This is a genomic window from Micromonospora peucetia, assembly GCF_900091625.1.
Classification (GTDB): Bacteria; Actinomycetota; Actinomycetes; order Mycobacteriales; family Micromonosporaceae; genus Micromonospora; species Micromonospora peucetia.
In genome coordinates this window covers 5,072,912-5,093,993 of the sequence record NZ_FMIC01000002.1, presented here as the reverse complement: position 1 = coordinate 5,093,993, position 21,082 = coordinate 5,072,912, and the positions used below count along the sequence as shown (strand labels likewise).

21 protein-coding genes are annotated in these 21,082 nt (G+C 73.9%); 1 reads left to right on the top strand and 20 read right to left on the bottom strand.

The features are described from left to right. Positions 1-295 precede the first annotated feature (295 nt). The 13 genes from GA0070608_RS23075 to GA0070608_RS23015 form a co-directional block, all read right to left on the bottom strand. On the bottom strand, positions 296-1,363 hold the full coding sequence (locus GA0070608_RS23075) for a phosphotransferase (RefSeq protein ID WP_091630591.1): 1,068 nt from the start codon (positions 1,361-1,363) through the stop codon (positions 296-298). Between the two features lie 133 nt (positions 1,364-1,496). Further along, entirely contained in the window at positions 1,497-2,855 is a 1,359-nt protein-coding gene (locus GA0070608_RS23070; protein WP_091630590.1) for a hypothetical protein, read from the bottom strand. Beyond that, complete coding sequence (locus GA0070608_RS23065; protein WP_091630589.1) at positions 2,855-3,826, bottom strand: alpha-ketoacid dehydrogenase subunit beta; 972 nt, start codon at positions 3,824-3,826, stop codon at positions 2,855-2,857. The genes GA0070608_RS23070 and GA0070608_RS23065 overlap by 1 nt, the downstream gene beginning before the upstream one ends. Next, entirely contained in the window at positions 3,827-4,798 is a 972-nt protein-coding gene (locus GA0070608_RS23060; protein ID WP_091630588.1) for a thiamine pyrophosphate-dependent dehydrogenase E1 component subunit alpha, read from the bottom strand. Next, on the bottom strand, positions 4,795-5,592 hold the full coding sequence (locus GA0070608_RS23055) for a DUF3050 domain-containing protein (protein WP_091630587.1): 798 nt from the start codon (positions 5,590-5,592) through the stop codon (positions 4,795-4,797). Before GA0070608_RS23055 ends, GA0070608_RS23060 begins: the two co-directional genes overlap by 4 nt. Position 5,593: 1 nt before the next feature. Further along, positions 5,594-6,523 carry a phytanoyl-CoA dioxygenase family protein gene (locus GA0070608_RS23050; protein ID WP_091630586.1) on the bottom strand — a complete coding sequence of 310 codons (930 nt, stop codon included), beginning with the start codon at positions 6,521-6,523 and terminating at the stop codon, positions 5,594-5,596. Then, positions 6,520-7,626 carry a 4-hydroxyphenylpyruvate dioxygenase gene (gene hppD / locus GA0070608_RS23045; RefSeq protein ID WP_091630585.1) on the bottom strand — a complete coding sequence of 369 codons (1,107 nt, stop codon included), beginning with the start codon at positions 7,624-7,626 and terminating at the stop codon, positions 6,520-6,522. The genes GA0070608_RS23050 and hppD overlap by 4 nt, the downstream gene beginning before the upstream one ends. Before the next feature lie 69 nt (positions 7,627-7,695). Next, positions 7,696-8,934: a beta-ketoacyl-[acyl-carrier-protein] synthase family protein gene (locus GA0070608_RS23040; protein WP_091630584.1), complete on the bottom strand. Its 1,239-nt coding sequence runs from the start codon at positions 8,932-8,934 to the stop codon at positions 7,696-7,698. Next, a complete protein-coding gene (locus GA0070608_RS23035; RefSeq protein WP_091630583.1) occupies positions 8,931-10,547 on the bottom strand; it encodes a class I adenylate-forming enzyme family protein in 1,617 nt (538 codons plus the stop codon). The genes GA0070608_RS23040 and GA0070608_RS23035 overlap by 4 nt, the downstream gene beginning before the upstream one ends. Beyond that, positions 10,544-11,125 (bottom strand): beta-ketoacyl synthase chain length factor, encoded by a 582-nt coding sequence (locus GA0070608_RS23030; protein WP_245715894.1) that lies wholly within the window; start codon positions 11,123-11,125, stop codon positions 10,544-10,546. Before GA0070608_RS23030 ends, GA0070608_RS23035 begins: the two co-directional genes overlap by 4 nt. Then, positions 11,122-12,204 carry a beta-ketoacyl-[acyl-carrier-protein] synthase family protein gene (locus GA0070608_RS23025; protein ID WP_091630582.1) on the bottom strand — a complete coding sequence of 361 codons (1,083 nt, stop codon included), beginning with the start codon at positions 12,202-12,204 and terminating at the stop codon, positions 11,122-11,124. The genes GA0070608_RS23030 and GA0070608_RS23025 overlap by 4 nt, the downstream gene beginning before the upstream one ends. Continuing rightward, positions 12,197-12,442, bottom strand: coding sequence for a hypothetical protein (locus GA0070608_RS23020; protein WP_091630581.1), 246 nt, complete (start codon positions 12,440-12,442; stop codon positions 12,197-12,199). The genes GA0070608_RS23025 and GA0070608_RS23020 overlap by 8 nt, the downstream gene beginning before the upstream one ends. Continuing rightward, positions 12,442-12,708, bottom strand: a complete 267-nt coding sequence (locus tag GA0070608_RS23015; RefSeq protein ID WP_091630580.1) for an acyl carrier protein — start codon at positions 12,706-12,708, stop codon at positions 12,442-12,444. The genes GA0070608_RS23020 and GA0070608_RS23015 overlap by 1 nt, the downstream gene beginning before the upstream one ends. Positions 12,709-12,723: 15 nt before the next feature. On the opposite strand from GA0070608_RS23015, the gene GA0070608_RS23010 reads away from it, so the two are divergent. Further along, positions 12,724-13,491 carry a 4'-phosphopantetheinyl transferase family protein gene (locus GA0070608_RS23010; RefSeq protein ID WP_091630579.1) on the top strand — a complete coding sequence of 256 codons (768 nt, stop codon included), beginning with the start codon at positions 12,724-12,726 and terminating at the stop codon, positions 13,489-13,491. On the opposite strand, the gene GA0070608_RS23005 is transcribed toward GA0070608_RS23010, so the two are convergent. The 7 genes from GA0070608_RS23005 to GA0070608_RS22975 all read right to left on the bottom strand — a co-directional run bounded on the left by GA0070608_RS23005 (position 13,422) and on the right by GA0070608_RS22975 (position 21,078). Next, positions 13,422-14,768 carry a class I adenylate-forming enzyme family protein gene (locus GA0070608_RS23005; RefSeq protein ID WP_091630578.1) on the bottom strand — a complete coding sequence of 449 codons (1,347 nt, stop codon included), beginning with the start codon at positions 14,766-14,768 and terminating at the stop codon, positions 13,422-13,424. The two genes, GA0070608_RS23010 and GA0070608_RS23005, sit on opposite strands and share 70 nt — an antisense overlap. 833 nt (positions 14,769-15,601) lie before the next feature. Continuing rightward, entirely contained in the window at positions 15,602-15,961 is a 360-nt protein-coding gene (locus tag GA0070608_RS23000; protein ID WP_091630577.1) for an antibiotic biosynthesis monooxygenase family protein, read from the bottom strand. 76 nt (positions 15,962-16,037) lie between these two features. Next, positions 16,038-17,285: a beta-ketoacyl synthase N-terminal-like domain-containing protein gene (locus GA0070608_RS22995; RefSeq protein ID WP_091630576.1), complete on the bottom strand. Its 1,248-nt coding sequence runs from the start codon at positions 17,283-17,285 to the stop codon at positions 16,038-16,040. Continuing rightward, positions 17,282-18,556: a beta-ketoacyl-[acyl-carrier-protein] synthase family protein gene (locus GA0070608_RS22990; RefSeq protein ID WP_091630575.1), complete on the bottom strand. Its 1,275-nt coding sequence runs from the start codon at positions 18,554-18,556 to the stop codon at positions 17,282-17,284. Before GA0070608_RS22990 ends, GA0070608_RS22995 begins: the two co-directional genes overlap by 4 nt. Then, positions 18,553-18,957, bottom strand: coding sequence for a cupin domain-containing protein (locus GA0070608_RS22985; RefSeq protein WP_091630574.1), 405 nt, complete (start codon positions 18,955-18,957; stop codon positions 18,553-18,555). Before GA0070608_RS22985 ends, GA0070608_RS22990 begins: the two co-directional genes overlap by 4 nt. Continuing rightward, positions 18,950-19,702 carry an SRPBCC family protein gene (locus GA0070608_RS22980; RefSeq protein ID WP_091630573.1) on the bottom strand — a complete coding sequence of 251 codons (753 nt, stop codon included), beginning with the start codon at positions 19,700-19,702 and terminating at the stop codon, positions 18,950-18,952. The genes GA0070608_RS22985 and GA0070608_RS22980 overlap by 8 nt, the downstream gene beginning before the upstream one ends. Further along, positions 19,699-21,078 carry an acetyl-CoA carboxylase biotin carboxylase subunit gene (locus GA0070608_RS22975; protein WP_091630572.1) on the bottom strand — a complete coding sequence of 460 codons (1,380 nt, stop codon included), beginning with the start codon at positions 21,076-21,078 and terminating at the stop codon, positions 19,699-19,701. The genes GA0070608_RS22980 and GA0070608_RS22975 overlap by 4 nt, the downstream gene beginning before the upstream one ends. Between the last annotated feature and the right edge of the window lie 4 nt (positions 21,079-21,082).

Genomic DNA, 21,082 nt, shown 5'->3' with positions numbered 1-21,082 from the left:
ACAGTTCCGCACACGCCCGCCTTGACGGCTACCGGACCTCGCCGTAGTTTCCAGCGAAAGATCAACGGCAGCGCTGGTCAGAGCCGTACCGCAGGGCGGCGGTGTCGCTCGTGCCGCGACCGGTTGACCAGCGTTGCCGTTGGTTTCGGGCTGAAAACCACGACTAACGCCGACAGAGGCAGCGCCCGGCATATGCCTGTACGAGTTCGTGCGAAAGTCGATGTCGGACAGGTTCGAACAGGTTGTCGGTTCTCCTCATTCGAACGAGCCTCACGGTCGGCTCGGCCGGGACGGCTCAGACGAGCTGGTCCAATGCACGGGTGGTGTTGTGCTCGACGATGCCGAGCATGAAGGCCCGGTCGGGGAAGTTGCCGTCGAGCAGGCGTAGCGGGCCCGCCACCAGCGACAGGTGCAGCGCCAGCCGGTAGAGGCGCAGCCGGGCCTCGTCAAGATCGGCCACGGCCAGCGCAGGGTAGGCGTCGCCGAAGCGCAACTCGAGGAACGCGTGCTCCCACTCGACGTCGAGAAACATGGCGCCCTCGATGTCCACGAGTACCGGGTGTTCGCGCTCGTCGACGAGCACGTGATCCGGGCCGAGTTCACCGTGGATCAGGCCGTAGCGGGAACGGGGCGCCACGGCGGCGTACCGCTCGGCCAGGGCGGCGGCGAGACGGTCCCGCGCGGCGGCGATCCGCTCGACCCGGGTGGCGGCCTCGGCCAGGTCCCGCAGCGCCCGGTCGAAGATGATCCGCTGCACCGATCGGCCCACCTTCGGGCCGTCGAGCCCCGGGCGGCCGGACCCGTCTCGACGCCGGACGTGCATGCTCCGGACAGCGTCGCCGAGCCGGGCCAGCACCGCTTCGGCCCGTCGCGGGTCGCGCGAGCGCAGATCTTGCAGGGTGCCGCCCCGGACGTCCTCCACCACCGCCACCTCGCCCGGCAGCAGGGTCGCGGTGGGGTGTAGCAACAGCCGGGGCACCCGCACCCCGGCGGCGGTGAACTCCCGGTGCGCCGCCACGAACAGCCCTGCCCCGGTGGCATGCCCGAACGGGTCGTCGGGTTCCGGTGCCGCCCCCGCCGGCCAGTAGTCCTCCGCCGGATGCCACACGTAGGCGATGCCGCTGGACCCGTCGTCCAGGGTCAACCGGTAGACACCCTTCTTCGTGCCGCCGGTCAGCCGCTCGACCGAGAGCAGCCCCCGCCCGAACGCCGCCCACGCCACCGACCGCAACCCGTCGACCGCCAACCCCACCCGCGCCCCGTCCACCCGCCGATCCTGCCCGACCACCCCGCCACGCCCGTCCTCGGCGTGGCCCGCACCGCCGACGTGACCGGCCTGACCGGCCTGACCGGCGTCGATCATGCACTTCCTGCCCACATTTTGTCCACTTACGACCGCTTTAGTGAGGCCACAAGTGCATGATCGACGCGAAGAGGGGGCGGGCGGAGAGAGTGCGGAGGGGTGAGTGGGGCGGCGAGTGAGCGGGGCGGGGTGGTCAGTCGGTCACCAGGAGGCCGGAGAGGAGGACGCCGCGGGCCAGGTTGAGGACTGCGTCGCAGCCGGGGAAGCCGGTGCGGATGCAGGCGCCCGCCGGCCGGCGGCCGAACAGGTACGGGGCGATGCTGTACGGGACCTCGGCGCTCACCGTCTCACCGGTCTCGATATGCACGAAGTCCAGCGGGACGTCGTCGGCCTTCACGTACTCCTGGAGGATGAAGCCGCCCCGCCCGACGGCGCGGGTCAGCCCGTCGCGCCACGCGTCGGCGTCGGTCTCCCGGCCGATCAGCACGTCCACCCCGGCGGAACCGTCGGCCGGCTTCGCCACCAGGGCGGCCCGGTCGCGTACCGCCCGGTCGAGCAGTCCCGCCGTCAGCGACCAGGTACGCGGCACGTACCGGTGCACCAGGTCCCGGTCCTCGGCCGGCAGCGTCTCGGCGTCCTCCCACAGCCAGGCGAAGGCGCGCTTGTTGGCGACCAGCCAGGCCGCCACCGACACCCACATCGGCACCGTGCCTGCCGCCAGCCCCGCCGCCAGGGCGTCCACCCCGGCGCTCGGGGTGACCCGGTTGGGCACGAAGAGCCGGAACACCCCGTCGACCGGGGCACCGTCGGCGACCAGCCGGCTGCGGTCGTCGAGGGTGACCTGGGAGACGGGCGCGATGACCAGATCCATGCCGCTCACAGCGGCCCGCTCGACCACCGGCGACAGCAGCCGGATGAACCGCTGTGGGTCGTCGAGTCCCGGGTACTCGGCGTCGAAGTCGATCAGCATGGCGACCCGGGCACCGTCGGGCAGGCCGAGGCCGGCGCGGATCGCGGCGAACCGCCGGTCCACCGCCGAGGGGGCCGCCGCCAGCCGGGCCCGGTCGGTGAGGCCGCGCCGCCGGTAGACGTCGACGAAGCGGCGCACGGTGGTGTCCGCGTCGAACGCGCCGCCGAGGCTGCTGTCGATGTTGTATTCCACGAAGCGGGGCACCCCGTCGGAGAGCAGCACGTCCGGCCGGAACGCGTCCAGCAGCGCCTCGGTCAGCGGCTCGTCGTCGTCGAGCAGCCGGGTCTCGCCGTCGGGCACGTTCAGCAGCCGGCGCAGCTCCCCCGCCGTGCCGGCCCGCCGCCGGCACGCCTCGAAGATGAGCTGGGCGAGGCGGTCGGAGACGGCGTTGAGCACGCCGAGCGAGGTCTCGTCCATCACCGGCGGCCGGGCCAGCCGCCACTGCTTGTTGTACGTGGCCCGGCCGTCGAACACCTCCCGCCAGGACTCGGCCCCGGCGGCAACCATCTCGGCGCGGATCGGCGCGGGCAGGTCCAGCCACGCCTTGGCGGCGGAGGGCCAGCGGTAGTCGGCGTCGTTCATCATCCGTCCTTCATCACGTGTCCGATGGCGGCCAGGAGTTGATCGCGGCTCGGCTGCACGGCCCGGTCCAGCGCCGGGGCGAACGGCAGCACCGCGCCGTCGGGGCGGGTGACCCGGCGGGGCGGCGCGACCAGCCGCACCCGCTCGACCATGGTCGCGATGATCTCCCCGGCGATGCCGCAGGAGCGGTTGGAGTCGTCCACCACCACCAGCCGCCCGGTGCGCGCCACCGACTCGGCAAGGCCGTCCCAGTCGAACGGGTAGAGCGTGCGCGGGTCGAACACCTCCACCGACACCTGGTCGGCCAACTCCTCGGCGACCGCGAGGGCGTCGTGCACCAGGTGCCCGACCGCGACCACGGTCACGTCGTCGCCGAAGCGGTGCACCCGGCCCCGGCCGAGCGGCACCGGGGCCAGCACGGCGAGGTCCACGTCGTCGCGGACGTCCAGCGCCCCGGCCGGGGCGAAGACCACCACCGGGTCGTCGCACCGCACCGCCGACACCAGCAGCCCGTACGCGTCGGCCGGGGTGGCCGGCACGACCGTGGTCACCCCGACGTGGGCGAAGAGGCTGTACGGGTGGTCGGAGTGCTGCCCCGCCCAGCCCGTCCGGGAACCGGAGCCCGGCACCAGGTACGTGACGGGTGCCGAACACTGCCCGCCGGTCATCAGCGGGAACTTGTGCGCGTGGTTGACGATCTGCTCGAAGACCAGGAACAGCAGCGACGGGATCTGGAACTCGACCACCGGCCGCATCCCGGCCAGGGCCGCGCCGGTGGCGAAGCTGGTGAACGCCTGCTCCGACAGCGGGGTGTCGAGCACCCGTTCCGGGCCGAACCGCCTGAACAGCCCGGCGGTGACGTTCGAGGCGGCCACCCGGATGTCCTCGCCGAGCAGGAACACCGACTCGTCGCGGGCCAACTCGTCGGCGAGCGCCCGGGTGAGCGCCCTGCGGTAGGACAGCCTGGGCATTCAGCCACCTCCGGTACGGGCGGTCAGCCCACTGGCGTACAAATGGGCCAGGGCGTCGGCCGGGTCCGGTTCTGCGCCGGCGAGCGCGAACTCGACGGCCGCCGCCAGCGTGGACTCCACCTCGGCGTCCACCTCGGTCCGAACGGCGGCGGAGAGCCGGCCGCCCTGGATGTCCACCGGGTCGCGGGATCGGCCCCGGGCCACCTCGTCGGGCGGGCGGTAGTCGAGACGTACCGCGTGTTCGAAGGTGTGGTGGGCGTCGAACCGGTAGGTCCGGGCCTCGATCAGCTCGGGGCCACCGCCGGCGCGCATCCGGTCGACGGCGGCCACCGTGGCGTCGCGTACCGCCTCGGGGTCCTGGCCGTCCAAGACGGCGGCCGGGATGCCGAAGGCGGCGGCCCGGCCGGGGATGCTGCCGGCGACCGCGCCCGCGACGGGCATGGTGGTGGCGTAGCCGTTGTTCTCACAGACGAACAGCACCGGCACCCGCCACAGCGCGGCCAGGTTGAACGCCTCCAGCAGCATCCCCTCGTTGACCGCGCCGTCGCCGAAGAAGCTCACCCCGACGGTGTCCTCGCCCCGGCGGCGGCGTGCCCACACCGCGCCGGTGACGATCGCCCCGGACGCGCCGACGATGGCGTTGGCGCCGAGCACGCCGACGCCGAAGTCGGCGGCGTGCATCGAGCCGCCCCGGCCGGCGTTGAGGCCGGTGACCCGGCCGCACAGCTCGGCGAGCATCCGGGCCGGGTCGGCGCCCTTGGCGAGCACGTGCCCGTGCCCCCGGTGGGTGCCGGCGATCACGTCGGCGGCGCGCAGGGCGGCACATACCCCGGCGGCGATCCCCTCCTGTCCGAGGTACGGGTGGATGCCGCCGACGATGTGCCCGGAGCGGACCAGCTCGATCGCCCGCTCCTCGAAGCGGCGGATCAGCCGTACCGTCCGGTAGAGCCGGACCGGGTCGGCGTCGGTCACCGGTCGTGCCCCTCCTTGATCGCGGCGAGGATGTCGTCCCACAGCCGGGCGCGGGCGGCGAGCGCGGTGTTGACGGTGTCCGCGCACTCCTGCCACCTGGCGTCGTCGTCGCCGCACAGGTCGGCGAGCATCTGCATCGCCATCGGGGTGTGCTGCTCGCCGTCGACCTCGATGTGCCGCTCCAGGTAGTCGACGAACGTGTCCAGCCGCCGGCTGCGCTCGTTGACGGCGACGACCTGGGTGAACATGTCGGGGATCAGGTCTTCCCGGCCGAAGGCGAAGGCGGCGGCCTGGCAGTGCACCGGGGTGGTCTCGATGATCCGCCAGGTGGTGCCGGCGAACGCCGCGGACGGCCCCGGCACACCGGCGGCGACCAGCGACTCGGCCACCGGCCGGCCGGCCCGCAGCAGATCGACCAGCTTGTCCACGGCCGTGGTGTCGGCGCCGGCCTCCCGCATGCCCCGCACGTACAGCTCGAAGTGGCTGATGTAGCCGTCGCCCAACTCGTCGCTCTCCTCCACCATCACGATGTCGTTGATCAGGCGGCGGCTGCCGGTGGGCCCGGTCGGGATCCACGGCACGGTGACGCAGGTGAGCTGCCGCTGCAACGACGTCAGCAGGGACATGAAGTCCCAGACGGCGAAGACGTGGTGCTCCATGAAGGTGACCAGCGCCTCGTGGGTGTCGAGCGCGGCGTAGAGCGGGTGCCGGACCACCGCGTCGCGGCGTTCGCTCACCGCCTTCTCCAGCCGTTCGATCCCCGGGTGGGTCTTCCCCCAGTCGTACCGTGACATGTCAGCCTCCCTGTGCGGCGCGGTGGCGCCAGATGACCGGGCAGTACTCGGGATCCGCGTAGTCCGGCCGCCCGTCGTGGGTGCGGCGGACCAGCACGTCGTGGTTGTACGCGGCAAGGGTGCCGTCGGAGAGCGGATGCTCCCGCCAGGCGTTGTCGCCGTCCTGCAGGTGCAGCGAGATCGCCCGGCGCGGGCGACCGCTGACGTTGGCGCCACTGCCGTGGTAGGTGCGGCAGTGGTGGAAGCTCAGGTGTCCCTTGGGGATCACCATCGGCACCTTGCGGATTCGCACGCCGTTGTGGGCCGCGTTCTCGGCGAGCATCTCCTCCAACTGGTCGCGGTCGCGCTCGGCGAAGTGGCGCACCACGGTGTCGTCGGCGCCGACCTCCGTCCAGCGGTGTGAGCCGTCGACCATCGTGATGGTGCCCATCTCCTCGCCGCAGTCGTGCATCGGGATGAACGCGGTGAGCATGTTCTCCGACGACGAGGACGCCCAGTAGTGCTTGTCGAAGTGCCAGGGCACGATGTTCGACGGCTCGCCGGAGACCGGCGGCTTGTAGATCAGCGTGGACTGGAAGATCCGGATCTCGGTGGCCCGGGCGAGGCGGGCGGCGACCGCGCCGATCAGCGGCTTGCGCAGGATCGCCCCGAGCCCGTCGTGCTCGTGGTGGACGTAGTCGTTGTGCCGCTGCACCGGGCCCTTCGACGGGTCCCAGTAGGCGAGCCTCGGCGGGCGTACCGGCAGCCGGCGGTCCCGCTCGCCGTCGTAGTAGCGGTCGGCGGCCGCCGTGAGGGCGTCCACCTCGTCGTCGGTGAGCAGCTTCTTCGACAGGTACCAGCCGTGCGCGGCGTAGAACGCCACGTCCTGCTCGGAGGGGAGCAGCGCCTCCTCCTCGACGGTCAGTGTCAGCTCGAACTCGGTCGCGGTCACGCCCGCACCTCCTGCGGTGTCGCGGCCACGACGGGGTTCGCCCCAGCCGCGGCCAGTTCCCGTTCCTTGGCCTCGTAGAGCGCCCTGATGTTGCCGCTGCCGAAGGTCCGCGCCCCACGCCGCTCGATCAGCTCCAGGAAGAGCGTGCGGCGCACGTGCATGGATTCGGTGAAGATCTGCAACAGCTGACCGCCGTGGTCGCGGTCGACGAGCACGCCGAGGTCACGCAGCCGCTCCAGCGACGCGTCCACCGGGCCGACCCGCGCCTCCAGGGCGTCGTAGTAGCTGCCGGGGGTGCCGGCGAAGCGCACCCCCCGGTCGGCGAGGGCGGCGACGGCGGTGACGATGTCGTCGGTGCGCAGCCCCAGGTGTTGCACCCCGGCACCGACATGCTGGTCCAGGAACGCGTCGAGCTGCCCCGCCCGGCGGGAGCGGTCCGGCTCCAGCAGCACCAGGGTGACCCGCCCCGAGGGGCTCTGCACCACCGTGGACTTCATCGCCTGCCCGGCGACCTCGACGTGTTCGGCGAAGATCTCCGCGAACCCGAACACGTCCCGGTAGCGCCCGACGGTCTCGTCGAGCTGCCCGGGTGGCACGCAGACCGCCAGGTGGTCGATCTCGGCGAGCAGCTTGCCGCCGCCGCCGTCCGGGGGCGTCATCTCGACCGCCCCGGGCAGGAACTCGCCCGGGTCGCCACGCCGGGACACCAGGCGGTGCAGCACGTCGCCGAAGCCACCCACCTCGGCGGTCACCACCTCGGCGTCCGCGCCGGTGAAGGTGGTCGGCGGTGTCACCCCCGCCGCCCCCCGGCGCACCAGCTCGGCGTACGCGCCGGCGGCGTCGTCGACCTCCAGCGCGACCACGGCGACGCCGTCGCCGTGCCGCCGCACGTACCGCGACGCCGGGTGTTCGGCGGTGAGCCCGGTGGTGAGCAGCATCCGGATGTCCGCCTGGCACAGCAGCAGCGACCGCTGGTCGGCCAGCCCGGTCTCGGGGCCGCCCTGGCCGCGCAGCTGGAAGCCGACCGCCCGGTCGAAGTAGAAGGCCGCCTGCCGGGCGTCCCCGACGAAGAGTTCGATGTGGTCGATCCCACGGATGTCCATGTCCTCAGCCCTTTCCACGGTTCCCCCGTGGTTGCCGTCCGGGCGCGGTCCGCCCGGGGTGGAACGTCGTCAGCCCCTCGGCCGGGCGGCCCGCGCGAGCAGCAGGCTCACGTTCTGGCCGCCGAAGCCGAAGGAGTTGGTCAGCGCGTATCCGGTGTCCGTCCTGCGCGGCTCGCAGCGGATGTGGTCCGCCGGGCAGGCCGGGTCCGGGTCGTCGAGGTTGTGCGTCGGTGGCAGCAGGCCCCGGCCGAGCGCCAGCGCGGTGGCCGCCGCCTCCAGCGCCCCGGACGCGCCGAGCAGATGGCCGGTGAGCGCCTTGGTGGAACTGACCGGCACGCCGCCGTCACCGAACACCTCGACCAACGCGGTGGTCTCGGCGATGTCGCCGAGTTTCGTGCCGGTGCCGTGCGCGTTGACGTAGCCGATCCGCGCGGCGGGAACGCCGCCGCTGGCCAGCGCCCGCCGCATGCACTCCGCCGCGCCGGCACCGTCGGGGCGCGGGGCGGTCGGGTGGTACGCGTCGGTGGTCGCCCCGTACCCGGCGACCTCGGCGTAGCCGGTGGCGCCCCGGGCGGCGGCGTGTTCGGCGCGTTCCAGCACCAGCAGGGCCGCGCCCTCGGCGAGGACGAACCCGTTGCGGCGGGCATCGAACGGCCGGCTCGCCGCCGTCGGATCAGCCCAGCCCCGGGCCAGCGCCCGGGCGTTGCCGAAAGTATCGGCGAAGGTGGGGAACAGCGGCGCCTCGCTGGCCCCGCAGAGCACCACGTCGGCTTCCCCGGCGCGGATCAGCCGGACCGCGTCGGCGACCGACTGGGCGCCGGAGGCGCAGGCGGTGCCGACCGACGAGGTGTAGCCGCGGATGCCGTACCGGATGGCGATCCGGGCCGACGGCATGTTCGGCAGGATGCCGGTGAGCAGGTACGGGCTGACCGCCGCCCGGCCGCGCTCGGCGCGGGCCAGCACCTGCGACTCCAGGGTGGACATCCCGCCGACCCCGCCGACGATCACCCCGACGCGCCCCGGGTCCACGTCCCGGCCGACCTCGATGCCGGCGTCGGCGAGCGCGTCGGCGGCGGCGAGCAGGGCGAGCACCACGATCCGGTCCAGCACCCGGGTCTCCGGCCCCGAGGCGACGGTACGCGGATCGATCTCCGGGAGCAGGCCGGCAACCTCCAGCGATTCGGCGGCGGGGTGCCCGGCCGGCGGCCGGGTCAGCCCGGACCGGCCGGAGCAGAGCGCGTCGAAGGTGGCGTCGACGCCCCGCCCGACGGGGGTGAACAGGCCCATCCCGGTGATGACGGCGGTCATGACGGCGACTCGGTGAGGTACCGCTCCCGCAGCACCACCTTGCGCACCTTGCCGGTGACGGTGACCGGGAGGTCGGCGGGGCGGACCGGCACGACCCGGCGCAGGGTCGCGCCGACGTCCGGACCGAGCGCGGCCCGGACCTGATCGGTGCGGTCCTCGGCGGGATCGGCGCCGGCGGCGAGTTCCAGCAGCACGTCGGTGACCACCCGGTCGGCCCCGGAGGTGATCACCACGGTGCAGTCGGTGACGTCCGGGCAGGCGGCGAGGACCCGCTCCTCGGACAGCGCGGTGTAGAACCACCGCCCGTCGCCCGCGTCGACCGCGTCGACGGCCCGGTCCAGATGGTGGTAGCGGCCCTCCTCGTCGGCGTACACCAGGTCGCCGGTGAGGTACCAGCCACGCTGGCGGGACCGGTACGTGGTGACCGAGTCGTTCCAGTAGCCGCGGAACAGCGACGGCGAGTCGATGCCGAGCCAGCCCACCTGGCCGGTCGGCACCGGGTCGCCCCCGGCGTCGAGGACGGCGACCTTCGCGAACTGGTAGGGCCGGCCGACGCAGCGGCCGTACCGGTCGGTGTCGACGCGGTGGGTGATGTGGAACATCGAGTGCCCCATCTCGCTGGAGCCGAGCCCGTCGATGAAGACGGAACCGGGCACCCGGGTGACCCCCTCGCGGGTCACCACGTCGCGGGAGCCGACCGCGACCAGCCGGCGGACGTGCGGCTCGTGCGAGCAGTCGCCGGTGTTGAACCACAGCGACACCGAGTCCAGGTCGTACGCGGCCAGGTCGAAACGGGCCAGCTCCGCCCAGGTCACCGAGAACCCGAACACCCCGTCGGGGCGCCAGCGCTGGATCGCCTCCAGCACCCGCTCCCCACCCTGGTCGGACAGCAGCAACATCTCGGCCCGGTTGCCGAGGGCCTGGTTGACCATGAGCACGGTGGCGGTGTGCGGGGCGGGCAGCGCGTTGAGGATCCGGCGGGTGCCCTGCGCCTGCGGCATGGTGAGCAGGTGCCGGGTGGCGGCGAACAGGCTCGCGTGCGAGTGCAGTACCGCCTTGGGCACCCCGGTGGTGCCGGAGGTGTGGGTGATGACGACCGGGTCGTCGGCGTGGTGCCGGTAGTGCTCCGGCGCGGCGGCCGGGTCGCCGGTGCCGGCCTCGGCGGGCGTGCCGAGCACCGGCACGCCGAGGTCGTGCCCGGCCAGCAGGGCGGCGTGCGCGTCGTCGGCGAGCACCCCGACGCCGCGTAGCCGGCGGACGTACTCGGCGGCGATCTCGGGACGCAGCCTGCCGTTCATCAGCGCCGGGATCGCGCCGAGCCGGGTCAGCGCGAGGAAGCTGAGCACCATGTCGGCGGCGGCGGTGGCCCAGACGGCGACCGGGTCACGGGGCTTGATCCCCCGCTCGTGCAGCCAGGCGACGCGGGCGGCCACCCGCTCGTCGAGCCGGGCCAGGGTCAGCGGACGCTCGGCCGGGTGGCCGTCCACGGCGGTGTCGAAGGTGAGGCCCGGCCCGTCCGGGTCGACGCCGTGGGCCAGCACCCGGGCGAGCACGTTGCCGGCGCCGATCCGTTTGTCAGCGGCCAGCACCCCGCGCAGTCTCCTGTTCCTCATGGTGCGTCTCCTCCCAGCAGCACCGCGACGGCCCGGGTGCCAGGCACGCCGCCCGGGCCCCGCGCACCGCCGTCGTCGGGTGCCTGTTCGATCAGGACCAGCAACGCGCGGTCGGCGTCGCCGTCGTGCAGCAGCAGCTCGGCCTCGGCGGTCCCCTCGGCGCGCGGGTCGCCGGTCGGCGCCAGGCAGAGCACCGGCCCGCCCAGCCCCCAGCGGGCGGCCACGTGCCCGGCCACGCTGTTGGGCACCGACTGGAAGAAGAACAGCGGCCCGGGCCGGCCGCCGCCGGCAACCGTGGCGCGCACGTGCGCCGCGCTGGCCCGGTCCCCGGCCGCGCTGACCAGCACGACCGCGATCCGTTCGCCGTAGGGGGCCGGCCGCCGGCCGTACGCCCGGGTCAGGCATCGCTCGGCGACCGCCGCGACCAGGGGCGGGAAGCTGGAGTGCAGGTACCCGGGCACCCGCGGCGGCGCGCCGTCGCCCGGCTCGGGCCAGGCCGCCTCGGCCAGCACGGTGAGGCGGCCGTGCGTCGCCGAGCCCTCGGGGCGTGTGTCGGTGGGTCCGCCGCCCGCGCTCATGCCGCACCGACCAGCAGCGCGGTGTTGGCGCCGCCGAAGGCGGCGTTGAGGCTCAGCGCGTACCCGGTGGCGGCGGGCCGGGGCGCGTCGCGGACGACGTCCAGCGGGCAGGCCGGGTCGGGGCCGAGCCAGCCGGCGTTGACGGGCAGTTTCCCGTGCCGCAGGGCGAGCACGGTCACCACCAGCTCCAGCAGGCCGGAGGCTTCCAGGGCGTGCCCGTGCAGCGCCTTGGTGGAGCTGACCGGGATCCGGGCCGTCGCCGCGCCGAGCGCGGTGCGCAGCGCCGCCGCCTCGGCGGCGTCGCTGTGGCCGGTGCCGGTGGCGTTGGCGTTGACGTACCCGATCGCCTCTGCCGTGAGCCCGGCCCGGCGCAGCGCGGCGGTGACCGCGCGGGCCAGGCCGCGCCCGCCCGGCTCGGGTTGGCAGGGGTGGAACGCGTCCCCGGCCCGGCCCCAACCGAGCAGGTCGGCGACCGCCCCCCGGGCGGCGGCCGGCGACTCCAGCACCACCGCGGCGATGCCGTCGCCGAGCAGCAGCCCGGTGCGGCCGGCGCTGAAGGGGCGCACCGCGCCGTCGGTGGCGAGGGCGCGACCGGCGTCGAAGAGCGCGTACTGGTCCGGCTCGACCAGGTATCCGGCTGCCACCACCACGCGTGTGACGTCGCCGCGACGGATCAGGGCCGCCGCGTCGGCGACCGCGCTGCTCGCCGAGACGCAGGCGGTGGTGTACGCCCGGGCCGGGCCGGTGAGCCCCGTCCGGGCGGCCAGCCCGGTGGTGAGCGCCGGCACGCCCGCACCGCCGTGCACCGCCAGCAGCAGGGCGGTGCCCGCCCGGCGGCCGGCGTCGAGCCCGGCGTCCCGGCACGCCGCGTCGACCGCCTCGGCCAGTTCGTCGGCCAGGTCGCCGGCGTCGGGCAGGGTGGCGGCGGCGTCGACCCGGCGGGGCGTCGTGTCGAAGCGGTCCACCGGCCGGAACGCCGGGGCACCGGCGAGCACACCGGCGAGCTGGGCGTCGGCGCCTCGGCCGAGTGCGCTGGTCGCGTGGAAGCCGGTGAGCTGGACGGCGGGTCGCTCAGCCATCGGAGGCAGCGGTCAGCGCGGTCCGGAAGACCGCCAGGGCGTCGTCGACGGTACGGATGCCGGCGAGCTGGTCGTCGGTGAGGTCGAGCCGCCGGTCGTGGCGCTGCTCGACGAGGTGCACCAGCCAGGCCAGTTCCATGGAGCCGATCCGGTCGCCGACCTCGGCGGCCGGCTTCCCGGCGAGTTCGGCGAGCATGCTCACCAGGTCGGCCCGTTCGAGGTCGGGCTGACCGGCCATCAGGAGTTGTCGCTCGTCGCCCCGGCGACCCGGTCGGCGACCATCGTGGTGAACTCGCCGACCGTCATCAGGGCCAGCTTCTCGGACTCGTCGTCGGCGAACTTCACGCCGTAGCGGTCCTCCACCCGTACGGCGAGGTCGGCCAGGGCCAACGACTCCAGGTCCACCCCGGACGGGCCGAGCGTGGTGTCCTCGTCGATGCCCTCGACGTCGTAGTTCATGTCGTCGAGCTGCTCGACGACGAAGGCGCGGATCTCGGGTCGCATGGTTAACCTCTTTCCGTGAGCCAGTCACCGGTGCCCGGTCGGGACACCGCGTACGTGTGGATCGGGCGGGGCGTCGGCGGTCGGCCGGCCCCGGCCGGGCTGCTACTGCGGCGGGCGGGTGCCACGCTGCTCGGTCGCGCGGAGGACGAAATCGTGGTGCGGCACGGCCGCGACGGGCGTCCGCTGGTCGCGGTGTGTGGCGCGGGCGCTCGGGTGGAGCTTCCGGTCAGCGTCAGCCGGTCCGGCCCGGTGGTGGTGGTCGCCGCCCGTCCGGGTGGGCCGGTCGGGGTCGACGTGGAGCGGTGCCGCCCGCTGCCCGCGCGGGAGCTGGCCCGCCGGTGGTACGCGCCGACCGAGGCGGCCTGGTTGGCCGGGCGCCCCGCCGACGGGCAGGCGGCGGACTTCCTGCGGTTGTGGACGGCGAAGGAGGCCGTGGGCAAGGCGCTCGGAGTGGGATTGCGCGATGGTGGTCTGCGCCGACGGATGCCCGTGCCCGACGGGCCCGGTGCGCTCCGGCGGCCGGGGTTCGCCGACGGCGGCGGGTGGCTGCGACCGGTGCCCGGCGTCGCGAACCTGTGCGTCGGGCATCCGCCGGTGGGCGGGGGTCTCGTCCTGGCCGTCGCGGTGGTCGCCGCCGACGGGCCCACGGTCGAGGTCGTCACGGTCCAGGTGGACGTTGCCGGGAACGTGGACGGGGCGGCGCGGCGCAGCGGTCACGTCGCCGCCGTCCGCAACGCGTCGACCGAGCGGACCAGCTTGCCGGTGGTGGTGCGGGGCAACTGATTCACCAGGTGCAGGGTGCGGGGACGCTTGTAGCCGGCCAGCCGCTCGGCGAGCAACTTGTCCAGCATTTCCTCCGACAGCGGCCCGGCCGGCTGCACGTAGGCGGTGATGCCGCCGTCGAACACGACCACGGCGGCGGCGACGCCGGGCAGCTCGGCCACGGTCGACTCCACCTCGGTCAGGTCGACCTTCAGGCCACCGACGGAGACCTGCGAGTCGAGCCGCCCGCGTACGGTGACCAGGCCGGTGTCCGGCTCGACGGTGCCGGCGTCGCGGGTGTGCAGCCAGCCGTCGGCCCAGCGGCCGGGGTCGCTCAGCCCGACGTACGGCGACGCGGGGCAGCTCACCCACAACTCGCCGTCGACCTCGCGGACGCCGATGCCGGGCGCCGGGGCGATCGACGGGCGGTGGCGGCCGTGCAGGTCGGTGCCGATGACGCCGACCTCGGTCATCCCGTACATGTTGCCCAACGGCACGCCGTACCGGTCGGTGAAGGCCCGGGCGACGGCGGCCGGCACCAGCTCGCCGCCGGTGGTCATCCGCTTGAACTGCGGCAGCGGCCCGGTCGGGCGGGTGGAGGCGAGCAGTCCGATGTGGAACGGCACGCCGAGCACGGTGGCCGGTGAGTCGCCGGCGGCGATGGCGGCCAGCACGGCGTCGCCGGCCAGCCGCTCCGGCGGCACCAGCTCGACCCCGGTGTGCAGGCCGTGGAGCAGGCCGCCGACCAGGCCGAGCACGTGCACCGTCGAGGGCAACAGGATGATCCGTTCGCCGGGCAGCGCCACCCCGTCGAGGTGGGTGTAACGGTGTACCTCGGCGACCAGGTCGTCGGCGGTGCGTCCGATCACCTTGGACGGTCCGGTGGAGCCGGAGCTGAGTTGGATCACCGCGTGCCCGCTGACCGCCGGGCGGTCCGCGTACCCGGTGACGCCCTCGGTGACGTCGACGAAGATCCGCAGGCCGCCGCCACCGCTACGGACCGGGGCCACGACAACCTGCGGAGTGAGCCGCGCGAGCGCCCGGTCGACCTCGTGGTCGGTGAGCCGGTGGTCGAGCAGGATCGCCTGCGCCCCGGTGCGCCAGGTGGCCAGCAGGTTCACCACATACGCCAGCGAGGGCGGCATCCGCAGTGCGGCGGCGCCCTCGGGGCGCAGTCCGGCGGCGCCGAGGCGGGCCTGCGCGTCGACCACCAGCCGGCGCAGGGTGCCCCGGTCGACCGGTTCGGGAAGTCGGAAACAAATATCGGTCGAACGGCCGGAGAGCAGAATTTCGTCCACCCAGGCCGGGTCTCTTGCCGCAGGATTTCCCGTCGTCACTACCGTTCACCGCCCAGCCTCATAAAGGGCGTAAACGCCCATAAGGTGTGCCTGTCGGGGTGCTGCGGGGAACCTTACGACGCCGTTCGGATCCATAGCTAGATGCGAATGGCTAGATCAGAAAGGGCGGCCGGCCGGATTGCCTACAGCCGGTTCGGCGGGCAGGATCAGGCACGTACGTCGGCTGAGGGTAACCGCCGGATGACCCATCGTGCGTACGGCGCGAGACGTCCGCCGGACGGCCGATGGCGCGTTCGAGTCGGGACGCTATGGCCGCGCGGGCAGGGTCGGACGGTAGGCCGCGCGGGCGGGGTCGGACGGTAGGCCGCGCGGGCGGGGTCGGACGGTTAGGCCGCGCGGGCGGGGTCGGACGGTTAGGCCGCGCGGGCTAACCGTCCGAACGGTAAGGCCACGCGGACAGGGTCGGACGGTTAGGCCGCGCGGGCAGGGTCGGAACGGTGTAGCTACCCGGGCGGGTCCACGAATCTCGCGTCCGCCGGTCGACCGCGCCTGCGCGCCCGCGCCCGCCTCCCGCTACGGGTCGAACTCCCCGCCGGAAAATCCCACCAGGCGGCACCAGGCGGCACCCAGCGGCGGACCGTATCAGAACCAGCGCGTGCCGGGGCGGCACACCCCGCACTACGGCGCGCGCGGGGACGAGTGGAACACCATGGTTGTCAACGGCGGACGGTGACACCCATGGTGTTCCACTCGTGCCCTGCTGCGGCTGGCGAACAGCCCATTCCGGCGCCGGCCCTTCGATGGTGGCCGGGGCAGGCGGGCGGTGGGATTAGCTACGAGCGGGACAGCCGGGGTGATTCGGCGCGGGGGTCAGGCCGGGCCGCGGCGGAGGTCTGCGCGTGGATGAGGAAGCGCAGCGACCGGGCGTCGGTGAAGCACTCCCGCATCGGCCGCACCAGGTCCCGGTGCTCCGGGCTGCGTTCCCACGCCTCGAAGTCGGCCAGGCTCGCCCACTCACTGGTGATCAGCCACTGTTCCGGGTCGGCCGACGAACGGCAGACCTGGTCGACGAGGTGCCCCGGGACGCCCCCGGCCACCAGGTGCCGGACCGCCTCGTACGCGGCCAGAAACGCCTCCGTGCGCTCGTCCGGCACCCGCACCAGGAACACCACCCGGGCCCGCCGCTCGCTCATGACGGCTCCTCGCTACGCTCCGACCCGCCACCAGCCTCCACACACACTGCACCGACGATTCGCTCGCTGCACTCGCTCATGACGCCACTCCCCTCGGCGGCGCGGCCCCACGTAGGACCAGCGCGCTGTTGAATCCGTCGAAGCCGCGGGCGCAGACCAGCGCCAGCCGGCTGCGCGGTCGCCGGTGCTCCCGCAGGAAGTCCAACTCGCATCCCTCGGCCACCTCGTCCGGCCCGGCGGAGGCGGGCAGCGTGTCATGCCCGAAGGCGAGCAGTGCGGTGGCAACGTCCAGCGCCGATCCGCCCTGGTACGCGCGTCCGGTCAGCGGCTTCTGAGTGCTCACCGGGGGCGGCCGGTCGCCGAAGACGGCGCGCAGCGCGGTGGCCTCGCTGCGGTCGTACCGGGGCACGCCGAGCGCGTCGGGCAGCACCACGTCGACCGTCTCCGGCCCGACGCCAGCCCGGTCCAGGGCCAGCCGCATCGCGCGGGCGTACTGGACGGGGTCGCCGGCGGTGTCGGGTCCGGTGTGGACGGCGTCGTGGGTGGCGCCCCAACCGGTCACCTCGCCGTACACGCGGGCGCCCCGCGACAGCGCGTGGCCCAACTCCTCCACCACGAACACCGCGCCACCCTCGGCGGGAAGGTAGCCGCTGGCGGCGGCGTCGAACGGCCGGTAGGCCCGCTCCGGGTCGGCCACATCGCTGAGCAGGCCGGAACGGAGCTGGCAGGCCAGGGCGTACGGGCTCAGCGGGCACTCGGTCGCCCCGGCGATCACCACCGGCGTGCCCCGGCGCACCGCCCGCGCGGCGTGTGCCAGGCTGTCCAGCCCGCCGGCGGTCTCGGCGACCAGCACCCCACACGGTCCCTTGAACTGGTGGTGGATGGAGAGCTGGCCGACGCTGGCCGCATAGAACCAGGCGATCGACTGGTACGCCCCGACGGTACGGGACGGCCCGCCCCAGAGCCGTTGCAACTCCCGCTGCCCGAACAGGTTCCCGCCGGAGGAACTGGCCAGGGCCACCGCGTAGCCGTACGGGTCGGGGGCCCGTTCGGGCAGGCCGGCATCGGCCAGCGCCAACCGGGTGGCGGCGAAGCCGAGGTGCGTCCACCGGTCGGTCTGCACCAGCCGCCGGTTGTCGGCGTACGCGGTGGCGTCGAAGTCGGGCACCTCCCCGCCGTACCGGGTGGGATAGCCGGCGGGGTCGAAGAGGGTGATCGGCCCGGTGCGGCGGGTGCCGGCGAGCACAGTACGCCAGTGCGCGTCCACGCCGATCCCGCTGGGCGCCACGACACCGATGCCGGTCACCACGGCCCGCGCGGTCACGCCCGCACCCGCCCGGCCAGCCGGCGGAACACCATGGCCGACTGGAAACCGCCGAACCCGCTGCCCACCGAGAGCGCCACGTCGACGGGCAGCTCACGCGCCTCGTTCGGAACGTAGTCCAGGTCGCACTCCGGGTCCCGGGTGGACCAGTTGGCCGTCGGCGGCACCACGCCGAACTCCACCGCCAGCGCGCAGGCGGCCATCTCGATCGAGCCGATCGCGCCGAGCGAGTGCCCGACCATCGACTTGATCGAGCTGATCGGCACCCCGTACGCGGCCTGGCCGAGCGCCCGCTTGAACGCGGCGGTCTCGTGCCGGTCGTTCTGCCGGGTGCCGGAGCCGTGGGCACTGATGTAGGAGACCTGCGCTGGGGCGATCCGGCCCTGTTTCAGCGCGGCCGAGATGGCCAGCCCCATCTCCAGCCCGTCGGGCCGCAACCCGGTCATGTGGTAGCCGTTGCTGCGGCTGGCATAGCCGGCCACCTCGCAGTAGACGTGGGCGCCACGACGCCGGGCATGATCGGCCTCCTCCAGCACCAGCACCGCCGCCCCCTCGGCGAGGACGAAGCCGTGCCGGTCGTTGTCGAACGGGCGGGAGGCGTGCGCCGGGTCGTCGTTGTCCGGGCTGGTCGCCTTGATCGCGTCGAAGGAGGCGACAGTGACCGGGGAGATCGGCGAGTCGGCCGCCCCGGCCAGCACGATGTCGGCCTCGCCGTCGGCGATGAGATGGTGGGCGTACCCGATCGCGTCGATGCCGGAGGTGCAGCCGGTGGAGACCACCTGCGCGGGGCCGTGCAGCCCGTGCCGGCACGCCACGTCGGCGGCGAGGCTGCTTGGCACGAGCGCCTGGTAGAGGTACGGGCCGCCGCGCCCGGCGTCGACCAGCCAGCGGCGGCCGGTGTCGCTGACGGTGACGTACTCCTGTTCCAGGGCCGTGGTGCCGCCGACGGCGGTGCCTAGCACCACCCCGGTGCGGTCCCGCTCGGCGTCGGTGAGCTCCAGGCCGGCGTCGGCGACCGCCTCGGCGGCGCAGGCGAGGGCGAACTGCACGTACCGGTCGGCGCGCCGCAGCTCGGCCCCGGTCAGGCCGGCGGCGACCGGGTCGAAGTCGCACTCGGCGGCGATCTGGGACCGGAACGGCGCCGGGTCGAAGAAGGTGATCCGCCGCGTCGCCGTCCGCCCCTCGGTGATGGTCTTCCAGAACCGGTCCCGGCTGGCGCCGCCGGGTGCGACCACCCCGACGCCGGTCACCACCGTGCGGCGCCCGGTCATGCTCCGCCCCGCTGTTCGACCAGTTCGGTGTCGACGTGGCCGAGTTCGGGCCGGGGTGCCAGCGGCCCCAGGTGGAAGACCACCTCAGCCGGCTCGTCGCCGGTGTTGCGCAGCCGGTGCCGCACGTTGCGCGGTACGAACAGCGCCTGTCCGGTTTCCAGCGGCACCGGCTCGTCGTCCAGGTCCACGGTGATCGTGCCCCGGGCCAGGTAGAGAAACTCCTCGCTGTACGGGTGGTAGTGCTCGGCGATCCGCTCCCCCGGGCGCAGCGTCGCCACTCCCATGAAGCCCGACGTGCTGCCGACGGTCTTCGGGCCGAGCAGCACCCGCAGTTCCCCGCCGCGACGACCGTCCGGCGCGACGTCGACGGCCGCGACCAGCCGCAGGCTGCCCTCACTCATCGCCGGCCCCCGTCGACCCGTCGGTGCCGGCCGGGATCCGGCCACCGTCGGCACCGGCCAGCCGCTCGATCTTCTCCTTGATCACGGCGAGCTGCACCGCGCTGTTGGCGTTGATCCGGTCGGTCATGCCGGCGTTGTCCACCAGGGCGGTCGGTTTCATGGCGAAGTCCTGCACCCAGGTCATCCGGGTGCCGCCGGGCTCCTGTGTGTAGCGCCAGTGGATGCGCATGTACTCGAACGGCCCGGTCTCCACCCGCTGGGCGCGGACCTGCCGGGTGCCCGGGTCGGCGGTGCGTTCGCTGACCCAGCTCCACGCCACCCCGTTCTCGTCGGGGTGCATGGTGAGCCGGAACCGTACCGTGTCGCCGTCGCGGTGCAGGATCTCCGCGCGGGCGTACTCGGTGAACAGCTCCGGCCAGTTGGCGACGTCGTTGGTGACGTCCCAGACCAGCGGCAGAGGCGCGGTGATGAGGACGCTGTTCTCGGTGTGCCCGGGCGTCTCGGCGCGGCGGGCGACCAGCTCGGCCACGCCCGCGATGCTGAGCTGCCCGGCCTGCTCGGGGATCTGCACCTGCCACCGGTCGGCGACCACGGCGGAGAGTTCGAGCAGCGCCAGCGAGTCCATGCCGAGCTCCTCCAGGGAGGCGGCCGGGGCGCGGGCGGCCGCGTCGGCGTCCAGCCCGCAGTTGGTTACCAGGATGTCGGTGATCTCGGCGGTTGGCGGACGGCCATGGGTGACGGTCATCGGAGTCTCCTAGTGGTGTGCTCGGGCGGGCCGGCGAGCAACTGGTCGACCAGGCCGGTGGAGTAGCGGCCCTTGCGGAACCCGGCGTCGTCGAGCACCCGCCGGACGAACGGGATGGTGGTGCGGACCCCGGGGCCGGCGATGTCGAACTCGTCGAGGGCGCGTTCCAGCCGGTTGAGCGCGAGCTCCCGGTCCGGCGCCCAGACCGCCACCTTGGCCAGCAGGGAGTCGTAGTGCGGGCCGAACAGGTAGCCGGCGTGGCCGTGCGTGTCGACCCGGGTGAACGGGCCGCCGGGCGGGACGAAGCGGTCCAGCCGGCCGGGTGTCGGCGCGAAGCCGCGGTCCGGGTCCTCCACGTTGACCCGGCACTCGATGGCGACTCCGTGCGGCCGGATGTCCTCCTGCCGCCAGCGCAGCGGCACTCCGGCGGCGATGTGCAACTGCTCGTGCACCAGGTCGATCCCGGTGATCATCTCGGTGACGGGATGCTCGACCTGGATCCGGCAGTTGATCTCCAGGAAGTGGAACCGCTCGTCGGGGTCGACGAGGAACTCCACGGTGCCGGCACCGGTGAAGCCGGCATGCAGGGCGCCGCGCAGCGCGCACTCCGCGATGGCCTCCAGGGTCGCCGCCGACAGGGCCGGGGCCGGCGCCTCCTCGACGAGCTTCTGGTGCCGACGCTGCACCGAGCAGTCCCGGGTGCCCAGGTGCACGCCGTTGCCGTGGCCGTCGCACAGCAGTTGCACCTCGACGTGCCGGGCACCGGTGAGGAAACGCTCCACGTACACCCGGTCGTCGCCGAAGGCGGCCTGGGCGGCGGCCCGGGTCCGCGCGTACGCCCGGGGCAGCTCGGCCGGGGTGGCGACCACCGTCATGCCCCGGCCCCCGCCGCCGGCCGCGGCCTTGACGATCACCGGGTAGCCCACCTCGGCGGCCACCTCCGCCGCGGCGGCGGCGGTGGGCACCGGCGCTACGCTGCCCGGCGGCAGCGGCAGCCCGGCCCGGCGCATCAGCGCCCGCGCGGAGGACTTGTCGGCCAGCACGGACATCACCTCCGGCGGCGGGCCGATGAAGGTCAGGCCGTTGTCGGCGCAGATCTCGGCGAAGTCGGCGTCCTCGGAGAGGAACCCGTAGCCGGGGTGCACCGCCTGCGCGCCCACCTGCCGGGCGGCCTCCACGATCGCGGCGGCGTTGAGGTAGCTGCGCCGGCTGGCCGGCGGTCCGATCCGCACGGCCTGGTCGGCGAGGCGCACAGCGGCGGAGCCGGCGTCCGCGGTGGAGTAGACCACCGCCGTACGCACCCCCAGCTCGCGGCAGGCGCGCAGCACCCGCAGGGCGATCTCCCCCCGGTTGGCGATCAGTACCTTCTCGAACATCGCG

Coding starts and splice junctions, on each gene's coding strand:
- GA0070608_RS23075 (WP_091630591.1), bottom strand. CDS start 1,363: ATGATCGACGCCGGTCAGGCCGGTCAGGCCGGTCACGTCGGCGGTGCG.
- GA0070608_RS23070 (WP_091630590.1), bottom strand. CDS start 2,855: ATGAACGACGCCGACTACCGCTGGCCCTCCGCCGCCAAGGCGTGGCTG.
- GA0070608_RS23065 (WP_091630589.1), bottom strand. CDS start 3,826: ATGCCCAGGCTGTCCTACCGCAGGGCGCTCACCCGGGCGCTCGCCGAC.
- GA0070608_RS23055 (WP_091630587.1), bottom strand. CDS start 5,592: ATGTCACGGTACGACTGGGGGAAGACCCACCCGGGGATCGAACGGCTG.
- hppD (WP_091630585.1), bottom strand. CDS start 7,626: ATGGACATCCGTGGGATCGACCACATCGAACTCTTCGTCGGGGACGCC.
- GA0070608_RS23040 (WP_091630584.1), bottom strand. CDS start 8,934: ATGACCGCCGTCATCACCGGGATGGGCCTGTTCACCCCCGTCGGGCGG.
- GA0070608_RS23035 (WP_091630583.1), bottom strand. CDS start 10,547: ATGAGGAACAGGAGACTGCGCGGGGTGCTGGCCGCTGACAAACGGATC.
- GA0070608_RS23030 (WP_245715894.1), bottom strand. CDS start 11,125: ATGAGCGCGGGCGGCGGACCCACCGACACACGCCCCGAGGGCTCGGCG.
- GA0070608_RS23025 (WP_091630582.1), bottom strand. CDS start 12,204: ATGGCTGAGCGACCCGCCGTCCAGCTCACCGGCTTCCACGCGACCAGC.
- GA0070608_RS23020 (WP_091630581.1), bottom strand. CDS start 12,442: ATGGCCGGTCAGCCCGACCTCGAACGGGCCGACCTGGTGAGCATGCTC.
- GA0070608_RS23015 (WP_091630580.1), bottom strand. CDS start 12,708: ATGCGACCCGAGATCCGCGCCTTCGTCGTCGAGCAGCTCGACGACATG.
- GA0070608_RS23000 (WP_091630577.1), bottom strand. CDS start 15,961: ATGAGCGAGCGGCGGGCCCGGGTGGTGTTCCTGGTGCGGGTGCCGGAC.
- GA0070608_RS22990 (WP_091630575.1), bottom strand. CDS start 18,556: ATGACCGGGCGCCGCACGGTGGTGACCGGCGTCGGGGTGGTCGCACCC.
- GA0070608_RS22985 (WP_091630574.1), bottom strand. CDS start 18,957: ATGAGTGAGGGCAGCCTGCGGCTGGTCGCGGCCGTCGACGTCGCGCCG.
- GA0070608_RS22980 (WP_091630573.1), bottom strand. CDS start 19,702: ATGACCGTCACCCATGGCCGTCCGCCAACCGCCGAGATCACCGACATC.
- GA0070608_RS22975 (WP_091630572.1), bottom strand. CDS start 21,078: ATGTTCGAGAAGGTACTGATCGCCAACCGGGGGGAGATCGCCCTGCGG.